Origin of the sequence: Eubacterium oxidoreducens (genome assembly GCF_900104415.1) — a bacterium.
GTDB classification, from domain to species: Bacteria; Bacillota; Clostridia; order Lachnospirales; family Lachnospiraceae; genus Eubacterium_C; species Eubacterium_C oxidoreducens.
The window spans coordinates 84,894-103,180 of record NZ_FMXR01000006.1; the positions used below are offsets into that span (position 1 = coordinate 84,894).

An 18,287-nucleotide genomic window follows, 5' to 3' on the forward strand; every position below is an offset into this window, starting at 1 on the left:
GAATGAGGATATATTATGAGTAAGAAGGATATTTATGATCTTGCCGTAATCGGTGCGGGAGCAGCCGGAATATTTGCAGCAATCACAGCAGCTCGAAGGGGCTGCTGCGTTGTGCTTATAGAACATAGTAACCAAATCGGAAAAAAATTACTTTCGACAGGAAATGGTCGTTGTAATTTTTCGAATCTACTTATGCAACCGGATTGTTATCATTCATCCTCAGGCGAGGGATACTTCCGGGTGATTGAAGATTATGACAGCGATTGTTTACAGGCTTTTTTTCAAGAGCTTGGTATGCTGATTACGAATAAGAATGGCTATCTGTATCCGGCTACGCAATCTGCTGTAACAGTGCTGGAAATCTTCAAGCTGGAATTGGAGCGATTACAGGTAAAAATCAAAACGAATACCATACTTTCGCAATTGACTCAAAGTAATGATCAGTTTCAATTAATGACGGATTCCGGATATATCATGCATGCAAAAAATGTACTTCTTGCAACCGGATCAAAAGCAGCTCCTTTTACGGGTAGTGACGGGAGTGGTTATGATTATGCCGTCAAATTTGGACATCGATTGGTTCCAATCGTCCCTTCTTTAACCGGAATTGAGTCGTCTGATTCTTTTTTTCATCATATTCCTAAGATACGATTTGACGGAACGATATGTGTGATGATTGAAAACAAGCAGATCTATGAAGAAAAAGGACAACTTCAATTAAGTGATTATGGGATTAGCGGAATTCCGGTATTTCAATTAAGCAGATATGTTTCCTATGCTGCGCAACAAAAAAAGCACATAAAAGGAACTATTTCATTTGTTGAAGAAAACTACGCACAAATCTTAAAAAAACTCCATTTAATAGCGAAAGTCAGAGCAAACAACCCTATTCGCAAGTTGCTAATCGGGATTGTGGATGGCAAATTGATTGCTCCGATTATAAAAAGGCTTGATATAGATAGCTCCTTATTGATTCAGGATATGACGGAAGCAGATTTTCAAAAGGTGGCATCCTTTTTAACCGGATTTGAATTTCGCATTCAAAAGACACGTGGGTATAACGATGCACAAGTATGTGCAGGAGGCATCGATTTGAATCAGATTGATTTAAAAACCATGGAGTCAAAAATAGTAAAAGGTTTGTATTTTGCCGGTGAAATACTTGACGTTGATGGAAAATGCGGTGGCTATAATTTGCAATGGGCATTTTCAAGTGCACATAAAGCGGCAATGAATATACGTGATAAAGGAGATAATGGATGATTCGTATTATGAATCTGGCTATGCCTTTAGACCATAATGAAGAAGAACTTGAAGAAAAAATTATAAAAAAATTAAAAATTCGATTGACCGAACTTTTAGAATATGAAATTATTCGTCGATCTATTGATGCAAGAAAAGGGCAAATCACATTTCGCTATATCATTGATGTAAAAGTGGCAAATGAAACACGCTTGAAAAATCGGATTGATGGAAAGAAAATCATTAAAATAAAGCGGGAAGAATATCAATTTCCAACACAAAGAGGGAATATTCCGCTAAAACGTCCGGTTATCATAGGTGCTGGTCCGGCCGGTCTGTTTTGTGCTTATATGCTTGCAAAAGCAGGATACCATCCTCTTGTTATTGAACGAGGAAAGAGCGTTGATAAGCGAATCGTGGATGTGGAAAAATTCTGGAAAAATAAAGAATTGAATCCTTCTAGTAATGTACAATTTGGAGAAGGTGGTGCCGGAACTTTTTCGGATGGTAAGCTAAATACTTCAGTAAAAGATATTCGCAATCGAAAAGTGCTAAAGATTTTTCATGAATTTGGCGCACCTAAAGAAATATTATACGATGCCAAACCGCATATAGGTACAGATCGACTGATTGATTTTCTTGTTTCATTTCGCCATGAAATCATAAATCTTGGCGGTGAATTTTGGTTTGAAACTTGTCTAACTGACTTTAAATACGAAGATGGACAAATTACATCCATAGAATTAAATCATGATAAATGGTATGAATGTGAGGTTTTAGTACTTGCTATTGGTCATAGTGCCAGAGATACCTTTCGTATGTTGCATAGTAAGCATTTTGATATGGAGGCAAAACCTTTCGCGGTCGGATATCGAGTAGAACATCCGCAAGATATGATAAATGAAATCCAATATCATGGTATTTCACATCATAACCTTAGCGCCTCCCCTTATAAAGTACATACAAAACTAAATAATGAAAGAGGTGTGTATTCGTTTTGTATGTGTCCGGGCGGATATGTGGTAAATGCTTCTTCGCAGACCAATATGCTGGCTGTAAATGGAATGAGTTATGCCAAACGAGATGGCAAAAATGCGAATAGTGCAATCATAGTATCCGTAACGCCAGAAGATTTTTCTGCGTATAAAGCTGGTGCTTTATCCGGAGTTTGTTTTCAAGAAGACATGGAAAGAAAGGCATTTGAAGCTGCAAACGGCGCAATTCCACAACAATTGTATAAAGATTTTAAGGAAGATCATCTTAGCTTGTCATATGGAGCATTTCAAAGCGAGACGAAAGGAGAGCATGCGTTTGCTGATGTTAGACATATTTTCCCGGATGTAATAGCCGAATCATTTATAGAAGGCATGGAATATTTTGGCTCAAAGATTCCGGGATTTAATCGTGATGATGCGATTGTTTCAGGCATTGAAAGCAGGACATCATCCCCGATAAAAATGTATCGGGATGAAATGTTTGAAAGTAATATTAAAGGAATTTATCCGTGCGGCGAAGGAGCCGGTTATGCCGGAGGAATTACTTCTGCAGCAATGGATGGAATGAAGATTGCAGAAGCAATTGCTCAAAAATACACTATTATATAAGACAATAAGGAGTAAAAAACGTGGCAGAACTTACGCCTATGATGGCGCAATACATGAAGACAAAAGAAGAATATCGTGATTGCATCTTGTTTTATCGATTAGGTGACTTTTATGAAATGTTTTTTGATGATGCAATTACTGTATCGAAAGAATTAGAATTAACGCTTACCGGAAAAGCTTGTGGGTTAGAAGAAAGAGCGCCAATGTGCGGCGTGCCATATCATGCAGCTGAATCCTATTTGAATCGTTTGGTTTCGAAAGGATATAAAGTTGCTATCTGTGAGCAAGTTGAAGATCCAAAGCTTTCAAAAGGTCTTGTAAAGCGTGAAGTGATTCGGATTGTAACACCGGGAACCAATTTAGATGCATCTATGCTTGATGATGGTCGCAATAATTTTTTGATGTGTATCGTATATACGACTAATAGTATAGGATTATCCATTGCGGATATTTCCACTGGAGAATTTTATACAACAGAAGTTGATACATTTCGAGGAATCATGGATGAAATTTATAAATATGCGCCCTCCGAAATTATTTGCAATGATGCATTTACGGTCAGTGGTTTTGATATTACGCAAATTAAGGAACGGCTACAAATCTGTATCAGCCCTCTTGATGACTGGTATTTTAATGATGATACTGCCACGCAGACAGTGCTGGAACATTTTCGGGTAAAACAGTTAGAGGGACTTGGATTATCCGATTTTCCGGTAGGTACTGTGGCCAGTGGGGCACTGCTTACTTATCTAGAGCAAACACAAAAAAACGATCTTGGGCAAATGACTTCAATTCATCCATATCGCATTGGTAAGTTTATGATTATAGACAGTTTCACTCGTCGTAACCTTGAACTGATCGAAACGATGCGAGAAAAGCAAAAACGAGGCAGTCTGTTTTGGGTATTAGATAAGACAAAAACCGCTATGGGCGCACGTATGTTGCGTAGTTTTATAGAACAGCCATTATTAAATGTTGAAGCAATCAAGCAGCGACAGGATGCAATTGAAGAATTAATGAAAGATATGATATCTCGAGAAGAAATTCGAGAGTATTTAACACCGGTTTATGATTTAGAACGTCTTATCAGCCGGGTTACATATCAAAATGCCAATCCAAGAGATTTGATTTCGTTTAAAACTTCTTTATCGATGCTCCCGGCTATAAAAACGATACTGTCTGAATTTCATAGTGATTTACTTCGAAATTTGAATGAACAACTCGATCCTTTAGAGGATATTCATGCATTAATTGAACGTTCGATTGTGGATGAGCCGCCACTTCTTGTAAGGGAAGGCGGAATCATTAAAGAAGGTTATCATACAGAAGTTGATCGTCTTAAAACTGCCAAAAATGAAGGCACTTCCTGGCTTGCCGGACTTGAAGAAAAAGAACGTGAAAAGACCGGAATTAAAAATTTAAAGATAAAATTCAATAAGGTTTTTGGATATTATTTGGAAGTAACAAATTCCTATAAAGATCTTGTTCCGGAATATTATATGCGTAAGCAGACTTTGACAAATGCGGAACGTTATATTACTCCGGAATTAAAAGAGATGGAAGATACGATATTAGGTGCGCAAGACCGACTTGTTGGATTAGAATATGATTTGTTTTGTGAAATCAGAAGCTCTATTGCCAAGGAAGTTGTTCGAATTCAACAAACAGCGAAAGCGATTGCTCTTTTGGATGTTTTATGTTCTCTTGCACAAGTCGCTGAGCAGAATAATTATTGTAGACCTGTTGTCAATGAGAAAGGAAAAATTGAAATTACAAAAGGACGTCATCCTGTCGTAGAGAAAATGATTTCAAATGATTTGTTCATATCCAATGATACCTATCTAGATCACAACAAGAAAAGGGTAGCAATCATTACCGGTCCAAATATGGCTGGAAAATCCACCTATATGAGACAATGCGCGCTCATTGTATTAATGGCGCAAATAGGAAGTTTTGTCCCGGCTGAAAAGGCAAAGATTGGAATTGTGGATCGAATCTTTACAAGAGTTGGCGCATCTGATGATTTATCATCCGGGCAAAGTACTTTCATGGTGGAGATGAATGAAGTAGCCAATATACTCCGAAATGCAACATCCGATTCGCTGCTTATTTTAGATGAAATCGGGCGTGGAACTAGTACATTTGACGGACTTTCTATTGCGTGGGCTGTGGTTGAACATATCTCGAATCCGAAACTGCTTGGAGCTAAGACTTTATTTGCAACACATTATCATGAACTTACAGAATTAGAAGGAAAGCTTGATAATGTTACGAATTATTGTGTCGCAGTAAAGGAAAACGGTGATGATATTGTCTTTCTTCGCAAGATTGTACCGGGAGGGGCCGATAAAAGTTATGGTATACAGGTGGCAAAACTTGCCGGCGTTCCGGATGGTGTAATTGAAAGAGCAAAGCAAATTGCCGGAGAATTGGCAACGCAGGATATTACAGAACGTGTAAAGGCCATCGCCGAAGAAAACGGAAAAAAAGAAACGAAAAAGAATGTGCCGGATGCAATGGATATGGCACAAATTTCATTATTTGATGTGATGAACGATGATGATATTCTAGAAGAAATCAAAGAACTCGAAATTGGTAATATGACACCGGTAGATGCGTTAAATAAATTGTATGAAATTCAATGTAAGATTAATAATCGCTGGTAGAAAGGAACGAAAATGCCTGAAATTGAAGTGCTTGACAAACAGACAATTGATAAGATTGCAGCGGGTGAAGTAATTGAGCGTCCATCTTCTGTTGTGAAAGAATTGGTCGAAAATTCTATTGATGCCGGAGCCTCTATGGTAACGGTTGAAATAAAAGATGGTGGAATTAGCCTGATTCGGATTACGGATAATGGATGCGGCATAGACAAAGAGCAGGTCAAAATTGCTTTCTTACGTCATTCAACAAGTAAAATCAGAAGTGTAGATGATTTAAATTCTATCTCTTCTTTAGGATTTCGTGGAGAAGCTTTATCAAGTATTGCCGCTGTATCCCAGGTTGAATTGATTACCAAAACACCAAGGGCATTTTCGGGTATCCGCTTTTTTATTGAAGATGGAATTGCCGGAGAATTAGAAGAAATAGGAGCACCGGATGGAACAACCTTTTTGATTCGTAATTTGTTCTATCATACTCCTGCAAGGAAAAAGTTTCTTAAAAGTGCACAGACAGAGGCTGGATATATTAACACGTTAATGCAACACCTGGCTTTATCTCATCCGGATATTTCATTTCAATTGATTATAAATAATCAGCCAAAATTAAGAACAAGCGGTAATGGCAGTTTGAAAGATGTTATTTATCAGATATATGGACGCGATGTTGTGAAAGAACTAATCGAAGTATCATTTGAAAATGAAATATTTCAAATGAAAGGATTTATAGGAAAACCTGTGGTTTCAAGAGGCAATCGTAATTTTGAACATTTTTTTGTTAATGCCAGATATATCAAAAGTCAATTGTTATCAAAATGTGTGGAAGATGCATATAAACTGCATCTTATGCAGCATCAATATCCGTTTTGTGTATTGCATCTTACTTTTCAAGGCGAAATGCTTGATGTAAATGTTCATCCGACCAAGATGGAATTGCGATTTGAACAACCACAGCTTGTATATGATGCTATCGTTCCTGCGATCAAAGAATCATTAGAAGAACAAGAATTGATTATCGAAAGTACCCCATTACACCCCAAAAAGGATATTACAAAACCGCAAAGAAGACCGGAACCATTTGAAGAAGAGCGTTTAAAGAAAATCCGTGAATCTATTCGTGAAGATACTCCTTATGAACCAAAATATCCTGAGCACTCACCCCAAAGGGTATCTTTTGTGAAAGAAAAAGAACCTGTTATTTTTACAAATACAGTAAAAAGCACGCCTTCCACATGTGAAACAGAAGAGAAATTTATTCAGAAAAAAATTGAAGATTATGTGCCACAAATAGAAGACTGGAAAGAATTTAAACAACGTGAAGTGAAAATAATCGGACAAGTTTTTGATACATATTGGTTGTTGGAATATGAGAAAAAATTATATATTATGGATCAACATGCTGCGCATGAAAAAGTAATGTTTGAGACATTTATGAAGCAATATCGTACCAAAGACTTTACAACGCAGATGATTTCTCCGCCGGTAGTACTTAATTTATCTATGACCGAGGCAGACAATCTAAAAAAACATATGGATTCTTTTACTTCTTTGGGATATGAAATCGAACCATTTGGTGAAGATTCTTATTGTATCAGAGGCGTTCCGGCTAACCTTTATGGAATTGATTTGAAAGCTCTTTTTATTAACTTGCTTGACGAATTATCTGAATTAGGAAAAAATTCAACAAGTGATTTAATAACCGAAAAAATCGCATCCATGTCATGCAAAGCAGCAATTAAAGGAAATCAAAAAATCAGTTTTGAAGAAGCAAAAGCATTGCTAAATCAGATATTAGAACTTGATAATCCTTATCAATGCCCACATGGCAGACCAACACTTGTTACCATTTCACAATACGAGATGGATAAGAAATTCAAAAGAATTGTTTAGGTGATTTATGAAGAATAATTTAATTATATTAACCGGACCGACCTCTGCCGGAAAAACCAATTTATCCATTTCACTTGCAAAAAAAATAAATGGAGAAATCATTTCTGCAGACTCGATTCAAGTTTATAAAGGGTTGGACATCGGTTCCGGTAAGATAACGAAAGAACAGATGGATGGTGTAACACACCATCTTATCGATATTTGTGATCCGAAAGAAGAATTTAATATAAAGATATTTCAGCAAAAGGCTCAAAATGCCATTGAACAAATCTATGAAAAAGGAAAAATACCGATTATGGTCGGAGGAACCGGATTTTATATCCAATCAGTATTGTACGATATTGATTTTTCGGAAGAATCCGATTGCTTATATCGTCAGAAGTTAGAAGAACTTGCCAATACCAAAGGAAAAGAGTATCTACATAAACAGTTACAAAAAGTTGATCCTATCACGGCCCAAAAGACACATGCAAATAATGTGAAACGTATCATCCGTGCATTGGAATTTTATCATATGACCGGACAGCCGCTTTCTGCCCATAATGAGGAGCAACATCAAAAAGATAGCCCCTATAATTTTTGCTATTTTGTCTTAACGGATGAACGCGAAATTCTATATCGCAAAATTGAAAAAAGAGTTGATGAGATGTTAGAGCTTGGTCTAGTCAATGAAGTGAAACGATTAAAAGAATATGGCTGTACTTTGGATATGACATCCATTCAAGGACTGGGATATAAAGAAATTTATCGTTATCTTATGGGAGAATGCACCTTAGATGAAGCTGTGTATACCATCAAGCGTGATACTCGTCATTTTGCCAAAAGACAACTTACCTGGTTTCGTCGAGAAAAAGATGTGATATGGCTTAACAAATCTGATTTTTGTTCGGAAACTGTTATTTTAGAAGAAATTATGAAACATATGAAAAGGAAGCAAATGTTGTGAAAGAACAGTATTTAAGTATGGGAATTTCCCCTGAAATTTATGATTATTGCAGTAAAATAGAAAACACGTTATACGAGCGTTTTGCCAAAATTGATAAGATGGCGGAATTCAATCAGTTGAAAGTATTAAAAGCATTACAGGATAACCATGTAAGTGCACAATGCTTTGAATCAAGCAGTGGATATGGTTATGATGATTTAGGCAGAGACACTTTAGAAAAAGTATACGCCTCTTGTTTTCATACGGAGGATGCACTTGTAAGACCACAAATTACCTGCGGAACACACGCACTTGCTTTGGCGCTGATGTCCAATCTTCGGCCGGGAGATGAGTTGTTGTCTCCGGTAGGAAAACCGTATGATACGTTAGAAGAAGTGATTGGAATTCGTCCTTCTAAAGGATCTTTGGCAGAATATGGGATAACCTATCGTCAAGTTGATCTTCTAGAAGATGGTTCCTTTGATTATGAAAACATCAAAAAAGCAATCCATGCTAAGACGAAACTCGTTACAATACAACGATCCAAAGGCTATCAAACCAGACCATCCTTTGGAGTAAAACAAATCGGGCAGCTGATTTCGTTTATTAAATCCGTAAAACCGGATATACTTATCATGGTGGACAATTGTTATGGTGAATTTGTTGAAGAAATAGAACCTTCAGATGTTGGCGCAGATATGATAGTTGGGTCTTTGATTAAAAATCCGGGCGGTGGATTAGCTCCTATCGGAGGCTATATCGCAGGAAGAAAATCTTGTGTTGAAAATGCCGCTTATAGACTGACATCTCCTGGCCTGGGAAAAGAAGTTGGCGCCTCACTTGGGGTGATGCAATCTTTTTATCAGGGATTGTTTTTGGCTCCATTAGTAGTGGCCGGAGCCTTAAAAGGTGCTATATTTGCAGCTAATATTTTTGAGGAGCTCGGCTTTAAAGTTGTTCCGGACAAGAAAGAAGAACGCCATGATATCATACAGGCGGTAACTTTAAATAGCGCGGAAGGCTTGCTTGCTTTTTGCCATGGAATTCAGGCAGCTGCGCCTGTTGATTCATATGTCACTCCTGAGCCTTGGGATATGCCCGGATATGATTCTAAAGTAATTATGGCAGCCGGTGCATTTGTACAAGGTTCTTCTATTGAACTTAGTGCTGATGGACCTCTTAAAGAGCCCTATAATGTATATTTTCAAGGCGGGCTTACCTGGTATCATGCTAAATTCGGAATGATGATGGCCGCACAAAAGATGTATGACAAAGGCTTGATTACGCTATGATTTTACTCGAAAGTTAATAAAATCGTAAGAATAATAACATATACATCATTTTTGAAATATGGTAAAATGTTTTAAGCTGATTTTGAGATTTGATCAGTCATGATGTGTAGAGTAAGATGTATTCCTCAGGTAAATACTATGAAAAATACAATCTTACAGATGCCAAAACATTTGCAACCCTATGAAAAGTGTTTGCAATTTGGCGTTAAGGAACTTACAGATGCAGAACTTTTAGCTGTGATTTTAAGAACCGGAACGAAGCATATGAATGCTTTGCAACTGGCGCAAGTGATACTATCTGATTCGCATGGGAGCGGACTGCTTAATATTTTTGACAAATCTATTAATGAGTTAATGAAATATCCGGGCATAGGTCAGACGAAAGCGATTCAGTTAAAATGTATTACGGAATTGACAAAAAGAATTTCAAAACTTTCCAGAAGAAACAATTTGATTCTATCCAATTCCGAATCGGTTGCAGCCTATTATTCCGAGCAACTTAGACATGAACAGCTAGAGCATGTAATTATAAGCATGTTTGATAAAAAGTCTCAGTTAATTGGAGATGAAGTTCTTTCGATTGGTACGGTAAGTGAATCCTTGTTATCGCCTAGAGAAGTGTTTATTAAAGCATTGGAACATCAGGCAGTATATATTATTTTGATTCATAATCATCCAAGTGGAAACAAAATGCCTTCGAAAGCTGATAAAGCCATTACAAGGGTGATTATGGACGTTGGAGAAATGCTGAATATTCAATTGGCAGATCATATTATCATTGCAGACAATGAATATTTTAGTTTCTTTGAACAAGGCCTTTTAGATAGGTAATACAATTATTAGAAGAGGTAGAATAGTATGTCCAATAATGTTTATGGTTTAGACCTTGGAACCTGTAATTTAAAGATTTTTTGTAAAAGCAACGGAACCGTAATCAACGAAAAGAATACCATTGCACTTGTAAATAAAAATGAATTGTATGCTTATGGTGATGAAGCTTATGCAATGTACGAGAAAGCACCGGCGAATATAGATGTAACATTTCCGGTTAATAAAGGTGTCATTGCTGATTTTAATAATATGCAGACCATGATATTTGAACTCATTAGCAAAAACGGCAAAACCAAAGGTGCTGAATATATTGTTGCAGTACCTACAGCCATTACAGAAGTTGAGAAAAAAGCCTTTCATGATTTGTTTTATAAAGGAAAATTCAAAGCCAAAAGTGTATTATTATGCGAAAAACCAATTGCGGATGCAGTAGGTTTAGGACTTGATGTTACAGAACCAACCGGAATCATGGTTGTAGACATAGGCGCGGATACAACGGAGATTTCCGTAATTTCATTAAAAGGTCTTGTGATTTCTGATCTTCTTGATTTTGGTGGTAATCGCATTGATGAATCGATTGCAACTTATATAAAAAGGAATTTTAATTTATTGATTGGACAGAAAACTTCAATGTTATTAAAAGAACATCTTGCCTCGGCAAAAGAAGGGGATATTGCAAGTGAGATTGTTGTTGGACGAGATGTAGTTAGTGGATTACCGGTTGAACGAGAAATTACATCTGATATTATCTACAATGCTATTAAGGAAAATGTTCATTCTATATGCAATTCTATTAAAATGGTGCTTGAAAAGACACCACCTGAACTTGCAAGAGATATTATTAAATCCGGTATCTATCTTACAGGAGGATCATCTAAGATTTATCGCTTTGATGAGTTGTTTTCCGAAATGACCAATATTAAAGTTAACACCTGTGAAAAACCAGAAGAAACAGTAGTTATGGGACTTGATAAGATCGTCTCAGATCCTAAATATTCTTCATTGGCTTACAGCTTAAAAAATAAAGTATATAAATAAGATGTAAAAAAGGGAGCTTTTCATGAGACGAAAAATGAAAAAGAAATTGCCAATCCCAACCAAATATCTGGTATTGATACTTACAGCTATCTGTATCATCTTTATTTTTGTATCGTTTACTGCAAATATTTCCGGCGGACCGTTAAAAACGGTAGCCGGCTATGTTTTTGTCCCGATGCAAAAAGGAATTAATAAAGTTGGAACAGCAATTTCCGATAAAATCGAATATATTCAAGAATTAAATCAAGTAATGGAAGAGAATGAAGAACTGACAGCGCAGGTTAATGAGCTTACCGAAGAGCTTAACAGTTTGAAACTTGATCAATATGAACTAGATAATTTAAAGGAATTACTTGAGGTTTCAGAAGAATATTCTGATTATGATACGATGACAGCTACTGTAATCGGTAAAGATGCCGGTAATTGGTTTTCTACTTTTTTGATTGATAAAGGTTCGAAAGATGGTATTACCGTTGATATGAACGTCATCGCCGGCGGCGGTTTGGTTGGTATTGTAACAGATGTCGGACAAAATTATGCAAAGGTACGTTCCATTATTGATGATACGAATAATGTATCTGCTATGGTTGTAAATACATCGGATAATTGTATTGTTTCCGGTGATTTAGAAGAGATGAATGCAAATCAGCAGATTCTTATTAGCGATCTGCAAGATGATGAAGATGCCGTAAAAGAAGGCGATCAGATTGTAACAAGTAATGTAAGTGATAAATATTTACCAAATCTTAGAATTGGCTATATCAGCACTTTGGAATATGATTCAAACAATCTGACGAAATCCGGTACGATAACACCATCTGTTGATTTTAAGCATATGAATAATGTACTTGTTATATTGCAGACAAAAGAATATGTAGATGAAGAAGAGTAGTAGAATATGAGACGAATTATAACCGTTATTATTATCATAATTGCATGTTTCCTTCTTCAAGTTACGTTATTTCAAAGTCTTGAAATTGCATCGATTTCACCTAATTTACTGATTGTTGTAGTTTCAGCATTTGGATTTATGCGTGGTCGGAAAGAAGGAATGATAATTGGATTCTTCTGTGGATTGTTGATTGATATTTTTTACGGAGAAATCCTTGGTTTTTATGCCCTGATATATTTATATATAGGATTTATGAATGGGCTTGCAAAAAAACTTTTTTATCCGGATGATATAAAGCTGCCGATGTTATTAATTGCCTGCAGTGATTTTGGATTGAATATTATTATTTATTTCTTTCAATTTCTGTTTCGTAACCAGACAGATTTCGGATACTATTTAGCGCATATTATTGTGCCGGAGTTGTTATATACCATCATTATTACGCTAGTTTTGTATTTTATCTTATTAAAAGTGAATACACATCTGGAAAAAATAGAAAAAAGGAGTGCTAAAAAGTTTGTTTGAGCATATAAAAGAATTTTTTCAAAATTTAATAAAATCCAGAATCTTTGTCTTTGCTATTGTAATCATTATCCTTGCAATCTTATTAATCCAAAGGATATTTTCACTACAAATTATAAATGGTGAATATTACCAAGAAAACTATAATCTGAAAATTGAAAAAACAAAAACAATTTATGGTACCAGAGGTTTGATTTACGATCGAAATGGAGAAGTATTAGCATATAATAAGCTCGCTTATTCTGTTACGATTGAAGATAGTGGAGAATATGATAGTACCGAAGAAAAAAATGCTTCTTTGAATGCAGAGATTTATGAGCTTTTGCAAGAACTGGACGAAAACGGGGATGAAATTACGAATTCTTTTGGGATTAGCTTAAATGATGATGGCAAGTTTGAATTTAACGTAGAAGGAAGTTCGCTTAGCAGATTTAAAGCTGATGTATTTGGTCATTCAAGCACTGACGATTTGGAATATAACAGTGAAATCGGCGGTGAAGAATCACAGGCAACGGCCAATCAGATTATTCGTTATTTGGCAAGCGAAGACCATTTTGATTTGAATGAAGAAGATTACGAAGATCGAAATAATTTTTACAGAATTCTTGTGATTCGTTATGAATTAAGTCAATATTCTTATTCAAAATATATTACGGCAACAGTTGCCGAAGATGTCAGTGAAGAAACCGTGGCATTTGTAAAAGAAAATGCGGATTCTTTAACGGGTATAGAAATTTCTGAAGATACCATCCGTAAGTATGTAGACAGTGAATATTTTTCGCATATTATTGGCTATACCGGAAAGATTTCTACCGAAGAATATGAAGAATTATCGGCAGAAGATGATAGTTATACACAAAATGATATCGTTGGTAAAGCCGGTATTGAACAGATTATGGAGGAAGAACTTCAGGGAACAAAAGGAAGCCAGACATTATATGTAAACAACACCGGAAAGGTATTAGAAACCGGAGAGACAACAGAAGCATCCGCCGGTAATAATGTATACCTTTCCATTGATAAAGAGCTTACAGAAGTAACCTACAATCTGATTGAACAGGAACTTGCAGGTATTTTATACAACAAAATTGTAAATGTAAAATCTTATAACACATCATCTGTAGATTCATCTGATATTCAGATTCCGATTTATGATGTTTATTTTGCACTCATAGATAATAATGTACTTGATTTGAGCACATTTGGAGATGATGATTCTACCAAGAACGAAAAAAAGATATATAACACATTTAAGAAAAAACAAAAGTCTGTATTAAAGTCTATGAAAAAAGTGTTGTTATCAGACGATACTGATTTTGAAGATTTAAGTGAAGAAAAACAAGATTATTTAACTTATATTATTTCTTTGTTGAAATCCGATGGAATCTTAATGACGGATGAAATTGATACGACGGATGAAACTTATCTTAAGTGGGCAGATGGTTCCATCTCGGTTTATGAATATTTAAATTATGCCATTGAAAAATCGTGGGTAAATACTGCTGATTTTGAAGTTGATGAGAAATATTCAGACTCTGAAGAACTATACAATGCCATGGTTGAATATATCATTTCGGAAATTGAAACAGATAGTGAATTTGCAAAAGAGATTTATTATTATCTTGTTCAGGATGATGCCGTAACAGGTACACAATTATGTATGGCGCTGTTTGATCAGGGCGTTTTAAAAGATTCCGGCGATGAACGAAGTAATCTTGCTAGTGGTGCTACAAGTGCTTATAGCTTTTTAAAAGAAAAGATAAAAGATATCGAATTAACTCCGGCGCAGATTGGTTTGGATCCTTGTTCTGCATCTTGTGTTATTACAGATACTCAGACGGGTGAATTATTAGCTTGTGTTTCTTATCCCGGATATGACAACAATCAATTTACCGGTTCTGTGGATGCGACATATTATGCCTCATTAAGTTCGGACAATTCGTTACCATTATATAATCATGCTACACAGGAACAGACGGCACCTGGTTCGACTTTTAAGATGGTAACCGCTGCAGCCGGACTTACCGAGGGGGTTATCACAACCAGCGAGACAATAAAGACAAAAGGAGTTTATGAGAAAGTATCACCGAATCCAAAATGTTGGATATATCCAAGTACACATGGATCAATCAATGTATCAGAAGCAATCCGAGATTCCTGTAACTATTTCTTTTATGAAGTTGGATATCGTTTGAGTTTGAATAATGGTGACTATGATGCGGATCAGGGTATTAGTACGATTCAAAAATACGCTTCTTTATTTGGTCTTGATTCCACTACGGGAATTGAAATATCAGAAAGTGAGCCTAGCATTGCAGATGAATATCCTGTAACAGCAGCAATAGGACAAAGTAATAACTCCTATACAACCATTCAGCTTGCGCGTTACGTAACAGCTGTAGCGAACAGTGGAACCGTTTATAACTATACTTTATTAAGTAAAGTGACGGATTCAGATGGAAATGTTCTAGAAGAATATTCTCCGGAAGTCAAGAATGAAATAACAGAAATTTCTGATTCTACCTGGGATGCAATTCACTCCGGTATGAGAATGGTAGTAGAAGAACATGAACAGTTTGATGATTTAGAGGTTAAAGTTGCCGGTAAGACCGGTACAGCGCAGCAAGATACATCACGGGCAAATCATGCATTGTTTGTTGGCTATGCCCCGTATAACAATCCTGAGATGTCGATTGCAACAAGAATTTCTTACGGTTATTCTTCTTCAAATGCTGCTGATTTATCGGCAAAAGTAATTTCATACTATTTTGGAGAAACATCTGCTGAAGATATTTTGACTAATTCAGCTGAAACGATTTCAGATAATTCTAATTCATTTGGGGATTAATAATTATGTTATCTATATTTAAACAATATAAAATCAAATATTTTGACTTCCGTCTGGTATTTTTTGCGGCAGTATTATCTATTATTGGCGTATTACTGGTCGGAAGTGCAAAAGCTTCGGTGCAAAACAAACAGATAGCCGGTTTGATAATGGGTCTAATAATTATGGTGATTGTATCCTTTATCGATTACAATCAGCTGCTAAAATATAGTTGGGTCTTTTACGCCGCCAATTTTGTATTGCTCATAGCAGTACGAATCTTTGGTGATGATTCCGGAGGCGCTACAAGATGGCTTAATATTGCCGGAATTCGATTCCAGCCTACCGAACTTTCAAAAATAGTACTTATTTTATTTTTTGCCGCCTTGTTTTTGAAAATGAAAGACCAGATTAATACGATGAAAGGCCTGTTAACTGCAGTTGTTTTGCTGATTATTCCGGTAGCATTAGTCTTGTTACAACCGGATTTATCTTCGTCAATTGTAATAGTGGTTATTTTTGCAGCTATCATTTTTGTGGCTGGATTGAATTATAAGATTGTTTTAGGCTTTTTGGGAATTGTTGTACCGGTAATATGTATTAGTATTGCGTTACTTGTCAGTGGTACAATAACAGTTTCGGAATCGCATCAATATCAGGTTAATCGAATTCTTGCCTGGCTTCATCCGGATGATTATCCACAGCTTGCATTACAAACCATTAATTCCATTATGGCAATTGGATCCGGACAAGTTTTCGGCAAAGGCTTGTATAATGATGCTATTGATTCTGTAAAGAATGGTAATTATATTTCAGAACCTCAAACAGATTTTATTTTCGCTGTTGCTGGCGAGGAAATAGGTTTTGTAGGTTGCACAATTATTATTATTCTATTGTTTTTAATTGTATTTGAGTGTATTATTTTAGCTAGGAAAGCAAAAGACATGGGCGGTCGACTAATCTGCATAGGCGTGGGATGTTGGATTGGTTTTCAGGCTTTTGTCAATATAGGTGTAACAACCGGATTATTACCGAATACAGGTGTAACTTTACCATTTATCAGTTATGGATTGACATCGCTGATTTCCTTATATATTGCACTTGGAATAGTATTGAATGTTGGAATGCAACCTAAGCTTTATTAATGTAACTAAAAAATTTGGAAGGAGAAGTGATATGAATATAGGATTAATTGCACATGATTCTAAAAAGAAATTAATGCAAAATTTTTGTATCGCCTATCAGGGAATATTAGGAAAAAATACATTATATGCAACAGGAACCACAGGAAGACTGATTGAGGAAGTTGCGAATTTGAATATTCACAAGTTTTTAGATGGTCATCTCGGCGGAAGTCAACAGCTCGGAGCAGAGATTGAAAGCAACAATTTAGATCTTGTAATATTTTTGCGAGATCCTCAGACTCCAAAAACATTTGAGCCTGATGTGAATCGAATTGTACGTTTATGCGATACGCACAATATCCCGTTGGCAACAAATCTCGCAACGGCAGAAATTTTAATTTTAGCATTAGACAGAGGAGATTTAGCTTGGCGTGAAATGTATAAATAAAACCAAATCAATTATAATATCAATAGTAATCTGCACCCTTTTATTTGCTGTAAACGGGTGCAGTTTTCAAAAGGAAATTGAATTAGAGGATGCGTATGATACGCTTGTAACTTCAGCGCAGTATGGACTTGTAAATTCGGATAGTTATTCATGTGTAGATTATTTTGCATCTGATTTATGTGTCATTGGAATGGAAGATTATGGTATCGACCAGATTGAAAATACCATGGATACTTCTGCGGGATTTTTTGATATAAATGCGAAAAATGTATCTTATGCAGAAAACTTATTTGATAAAATGTATCCGGCCAGCACTACTAAAATTATGACGGCTTATGTTGCCATTAAGTATGGCAATCTTAGTGATGAAGTTACTGTATCTGAAGAAGCATTAAGTTCACTGCCTAGTGACTCGTCAAATGCCGGATTAGCTATCGGAGATACGCTTACCCTCGAACAGCTTATTTACGGATTGATGTTGTGTAGCGGTAATGATGCAGCAAATGTTATTGCAGAACATATTTCAGGATCTGTTTCAGAATTTGCCAAATTAATGAATAAAGAGGCATTGGCTGCAGGTGCAACCGGTACTAATTTTGTAAATGCTAATGGCTTACATGATGATGATCATTATACAACTGCATACGATTTGTATTTGATATTTAACAAAGCATTGGAAAACGAAGATTTTTATAAAGTTATTTCAACTAAAGAATATAGTGCATCATACCAAAATTCTTCTGGTGAAACTGTGACAAAAGAATGGTCATCTACAAACTGGTATAAGAATGGAACTACGCAGGCACCAACAGGAATAACCGTCATTGGCGGCAAGACAGGAACAACCAATGAAGCAGGTTCATGTCTTGTATTATTAAGTGAAAAAGATGAAGCGACTCCGTATATTTCGATCGTTTTACATGCCAATTCGCATGCTGATTTATATCAATACATGAATGAAATATTAACAGAATTTTCCAATTAATTCGACG

The 18,287-nt window shown here is 36.0% G+C and carries 14 protein-coding genes; all 14 read left to right on the forward strand.

Annotated elements, in window-relative coordinates; translation table 11 throughout:
• The first annotated feature begins 15 nt into the window (after positions 1 to 15).
• The 14 genes from BLS20_RS03310 to BLS20_RS03375 all read left to right on the forward strand — a co-directional run bounded on the left by BLS20_RS03310 (position 16) and on the right by BLS20_RS03375 (position 18,280).
• Positions 16 to 1,263 carry an aminoacetone oxidase family FAD-binding enzyme gene (locus tag BLS20_RS03310; protein WP_090172191.1) on the forward strand — a complete coding sequence of 416 codons (1,248 nt, stop codon included), beginning with the start codon at positions 16 to 18 and terminating at the stop codon, positions 1,261 to 1,263.
• Positions 1,260 to 2,846, forward strand: a complete 1,587-nt coding sequence (locus BLS20_RS03315; RefSeq protein ID WP_090172193.1) for an NAD(P)/FAD-dependent oxidoreductase — start codon at positions 1,260 to 1,262, stop codon at positions 2,844 to 2,846. Before BLS20_RS03310 ends, BLS20_RS03315 begins: the two co-directional genes overlap by 4 nt.
• A gap of 38 nt (positions 2,847 to 2,884) precedes the next feature.
• Positions 2,885 to 5,512 carry a DNA mismatch repair protein MutS gene (mutS, locus tag BLS20_RS03320; RefSeq protein WP_090172589.1) on the forward strand — a complete coding sequence of 876 codons (2,628 nt, stop codon included), beginning with the start codon at positions 2,885 to 2,887 and terminating at the stop codon, positions 5,510 to 5,512.
• Between the two features lie 12 nt (positions 5,513 to 5,524).
• On the forward strand, positions 5,525 to 7,396 hold the full coding sequence (gene mutL / locus BLS20_RS03325; protein WP_090172195.1) for a DNA mismatch repair endonuclease MutL: 1,872 nt from the start codon (positions 5,525 to 5,527) through the stop codon (positions 7,394 to 7,396).
• Positions 7,397 to 7,403: 7 nt separating this feature from the next.
• Positions 7,404 to 8,342, forward strand: a complete 939-nt coding sequence (gene miaA, locus BLS20_RS03330) for a tRNA (adenosine(37)-N6)-dimethylallyltransferase MiaA (protein WP_090172197.1) — start codon at positions 7,404 to 7,406, stop codon at positions 8,340 to 8,342.
• A gap of 17 nt (positions 8,343 to 8,359) precedes the next feature.
• Positions 8,360 to 9,613, forward strand: coding sequence for a methionine gamma-lyase family protein (locus tag BLS20_RS03335; protein WP_090172591.1), 1,254 nt, complete (start codon positions 8,360 to 8,362; stop codon positions 9,611 to 9,613).
• 138 nt (positions 9,614 to 9,751) lie between these two features.
• Positions 9,752 to 10,444 carry a RadC family protein gene (gene radC, locus BLS20_RS03340; protein ID WP_090172199.1) on the forward strand — a complete coding sequence of 231 codons (693 nt, stop codon included), beginning with the start codon at positions 9,752 to 9,754 and terminating at the stop codon, positions 10,442 to 10,444.
• A 27-nt stretch (positions 10,445 to 10,471) separates the two neighbouring features.
• On the forward strand, positions 10,472 to 11,482 hold the full coding sequence (locus tag BLS20_RS03345; protein ID WP_090172201.1) for a rod shape-determining protein: 1,011 nt from the start codon (positions 10,472 to 10,474) through the stop codon (positions 11,480 to 11,482).
• A gap of 22 nt (positions 11,483 to 11,504) precedes the next feature.
• Entirely contained in the window at positions 11,505 to 12,374 is an 870-nt protein-coding gene (gene mreC, locus BLS20_RS03350; RefSeq protein ID WP_090172203.1) for a rod shape-determining protein MreC, read from the forward strand.
• Between the two features lie 6 nt (positions 12,375 to 12,380).
• Positions 12,381 to 12,899, forward strand: coding sequence for a rod shape-determining protein MreD (gene mreD, locus BLS20_RS03355; RefSeq protein ID WP_090172204.1), 519 nt, complete (start codon positions 12,381 to 12,383; stop codon positions 12,897 to 12,899).
• Positions 12,892 to 15,744, forward strand: coding sequence for a penicillin-binding transpeptidase domain-containing protein (locus BLS20_RS03360; RefSeq protein ID WP_090172206.1), 2,853 nt, complete (start codon positions 12,892 to 12,894; stop codon positions 15,742 to 15,744). Before mreD ends, BLS20_RS03360 begins: the two co-directional genes overlap by 8 nt.
• Before the next feature lie 5 nt (positions 15,745 to 15,749).
• A complete protein-coding gene (locus BLS20_RS03365; protein ID WP_341443181.1) occupies positions 15,750 to 16,868 on the forward strand; it encodes an FtsW/RodA/SpoVE family cell cycle protein in 1,119 nt (372 codons plus the stop codon).
• A gap of 31 nt (positions 16,869 to 16,899) precedes the next feature.
• Positions 16,900 to 17,295, forward strand: coding sequence for a methylglyoxal synthase (locus BLS20_RS03370; RefSeq protein WP_090172208.1), 396 nt, complete (start codon positions 16,900 to 16,902; stop codon positions 17,293 to 17,295).
• Entirely contained in the window at positions 17,279 to 18,280 is a 1,002-nt protein-coding gene (locus BLS20_RS03375; RefSeq protein ID WP_090172210.1) for a D-alanyl-D-alanine carboxypeptidase family protein, read from the forward strand. Before BLS20_RS03370 ends, BLS20_RS03375 begins: the two co-directional genes overlap by 17 nt.
• Positions 18,281 to 18,287: the final 7 nt, after the last annotated feature.

Coding starts and splice junctions, on each gene's coding strand:
- BLS20_RS03310 (WP_090172191.1), top strand. CDS start 16: ATGAGTAAGAAGGATATTTATGATCTTGCCGTAATCGGTGCGGGAGCA.
- BLS20_RS03315 (WP_090172193.1), top strand. CDS start 1,260: ATGATTCGTATTATGAATCTGGCTATGCCTTTAGACCATAATGAAGAA.
- mutS (WP_090172589.1), top strand. CDS start 2,885: ATGATGGCGCAATACATGAAGACAAAAGAAGAATATCGTGATTGCATC.
- mutL (WP_090172195.1), top strand. CDS start 5,525: ATGCCTGAAATTGAAGTGCTTGACAAACAGACAATTGATAAGATTGCA.
- miaA (WP_090172197.1), top strand. CDS start 7,404: ATGAAGAATAATTTAATTATATTAACCGGACCGACCTCTGCCGGAAAA.
- BLS20_RS03335 (WP_090172591.1), top strand. CDS start 8,360: ATGGGAATTTCCCCTGAAATTTATGATTATTGCAGTAAAATAGAAAAC.
- radC (WP_090172199.1), top strand. CDS start 9,752: ATGAAAAATACAATCTTACAGATGCCAAAACATTTGCAACCCTATGAA.
- BLS20_RS03345 (WP_090172201.1), top strand. CDS start 10,472: ATGTCCAATAATGTTTATGGTTTAGACCTTGGAACCTGTAATTTAAAG.
- mreC (WP_090172203.1), top strand. CDS start 11,505: ATGAGACGAAAAATGAAAAAGAAATTGCCAATCCCAACCAAATATCTG.
- mreD (WP_090172204.1), top strand. CDS start 12,381: ATGAGACGAATTATAACCGTTATTATTATCATAATTGCATGTTTCCTT.
- BLS20_RS03365 (WP_341443181.1), top strand. CDS start 15,750: ATGTTATCTATATTTAAACAATATAAAATCAAATATTTTGACTTCCGT.
- BLS20_RS03370 (WP_090172208.1), top strand. CDS start 16,900: ATGAATATAGGATTAATTGCACATGATTCTAAAAAGAAATTAATGCAA.